This window comes from Hymenobacter agri, from assembly GCF_054778495.1.
Window position 1 is genome coordinate 1 of sequence record NZ_BAAGZM010000891.1, and the last position, 1298, is coordinate 1298.

Below are 1298 nucleotides of genomic sequence, written 5' to 3' on the forward strand. Positions count from 1 at the left end.
GCGCGATGACGGCCGCCAGCAGGCACCAGGCGGTTACGTCGTCGGCGGCAGCGCAGGTGATGACGAGCGTGCCCAGCGGCGTGCGGTGCAGGCCGCGGTCGCGCACGATACGGGCCAGCACCGGAAAGGCCGTGATACTCATAGCAATGCCCATAAACAGCCCGAACGAAACAAACTGCACCCCCACCGGCGCAAAATCGTGGTAGAGAAAGTACGCCAGGCCCAGCCCCAGGGCAAACGGCAGCGCAATGCTGGCGTGGCTAATGACGACAGCCTGCCGGGCCTTGCCGCGCAAGGCCCGCAAATCCAGCTCCATGCCCACTACAAACATGAACAGCATCAACCCCACCTGACTCAGCAACCGGATGTTCTCCAACGAAGCCCGCGGAAACAGCCGGGCCGAAAACACCGGAAAATAACGCCCCAGCAACGATGGCCCCAGCAGCACACCGGCCGCCATTTCGCCCACCACAGCCGGCTGGCCGAGGCGTCGGCACAGGTAGCCCAGCACCCGGGCGGCCAGCAGAATAGTCACCATCTGTGCCAGCAGTAGCGCCAGCGGCGACTGCCAGCCGTGCTGCAGCGCGGCCCTGAAATCGGCCCAGACGGCGTTGCCGGCCGCCGTTTTTATATCCACCGGCTCCAGGTGGATGCTGGTGCGCGCCGCCCAGGCAATAAAACCTATCAACCCAATAATGACGGCCGTATATAGCCCGGTTTCGCGCCGCTGATTCATAATGCGCGAGCCGCAGGTAGGTGGTACAGGAGGTAACGAGGCGCAGCAGGGAACATGAGCAGACCGTGGCCAATTACGTCGGGCGGGCCACTAGCGGGCAAAAATAACCTGGTGGGGGTGCCCGTCCAGCACCTGCGGCCCGGCTTACGCGGGCAGTTCGTGGGAGGGGTGACGGGTACGGCGCAGGTGCCAGCCGGCCAGCAGCAGGCCGGCAGCCAGCAGCAGCAGCGCGCCGCTGTCGATGGGCGTGGCAGTGGGGGCCGATTTTTCGTTTTCGACGGTATCGAGCGAGGCGTTGGCAGCCAGCGTTTGCTCCTGCTTGCGGTGCAGGGCGGCTTTCTGGGCGTCGTTTTCAAGAGCCAGAAAGGACGTGAGCGGCGTGAGGATGCCCGCCCGAAAGCTGGCCTGAATGAAGGGCACCCGCTCGCGGTCGGTAATTTCGGGGTGGAAGCTCTGCCACTGGCTGTAGCCACGCAGCAGCAGGCCCGCCAGCCAACGGCCAGTAGCCGGGCCTTCGGCAGCAGGCACCGCGGGCCGGCCGGCTACGACTACCGCCGCCTCG

The 1298-nt window shown here is 65.6% G+C and carries 2 protein-coding genes; both read right to left on the reverse strand.

All coding sequences use genetic code 11. The features are described 5' to 3' along the window. Window positions 1–736, reverse strand: a 736-nt coding sequence (locus ACYVDE_RS23135) for a cation:proton antiporter (RefSeq protein ID WP_460503887.1), incomplete at its 3' end; no start/stop codon positions are given. A 144-nt stretch (window positions 737–880) separates the two neighbouring features. Continuing rightward, window positions 881–1298: PID-CTERM protein-sorting domain-containing protein (locus ACYVDE_RS23140; protein ID WP_460503888.1), on the reverse strand; the 418-nt coding region annotated here is incomplete at its 5' end.